This is a genomic window from Mesorhizobium sp. M3A.F.Ca.ET.175.01.1.1 (genome assembly GCF_004791945.1).
In the GTDB taxonomy this organism is placed as follows: domain Bacteria; phylum Pseudomonadota; class Alphaproteobacteria; order Rhizobiales; family Rhizobiaceae; genus Mesorhizobium.
Map to the genome: position 1 here is coordinate 1 of NZ_SRTP01000290.1, position 308 is coordinate 308.

The 308-nt window shown below is 63.0% G+C and carries 2 pseudogenes; one reads left to right on the forward strand and one right to left on the reverse strand.

The features are described 5' to 3' along the window. Nucleotides 1–109 (forward strand): annotated as a pseudogene (locus tag EN818_RS34160) (exodeoxyribonuclease III); the annotation flags it as partial. Nucleotides 110–170: 61 nt separating this feature from the next. Here the strand turns inward: EN818_RS34160 and EN818_RS34165 are convergent. Then, nucleotides 171–308: pseudogene (locus EN818_RS34165) on the reverse strand (cyclic nucleotide-binding protein); the annotation flags it as partial.

Sequence of the window (308 nt, forward strand, 5' to 3'; positions counted from 1 at the left end):
GGCCAATCTGGTGCCGAGCTTCAAAGGCTACGAGATCCTGAAGGTGGCGGGCGGCTGGGAGAAGCCGTCGGATCATGTGCCGGTGATTGCCAGGTTCGATCTGGATTGACGCCCGGTGACGAGAGAGAGCGCCTGCATTTCCGTCGCCATTGCGCCGTTCGTCAGGCCGCTCACCCCGTAAAGCGCGGCGCGAGTTCCTCGATGCGGGCGATCATCTCTCGGAATTCTTCCAGGATGCGCTCGTGCAGCTGCGCCGCCAGCTCCGGATATTCCTCCAGGATGCGGCGGAACATCTTGCGGCTCAAGCG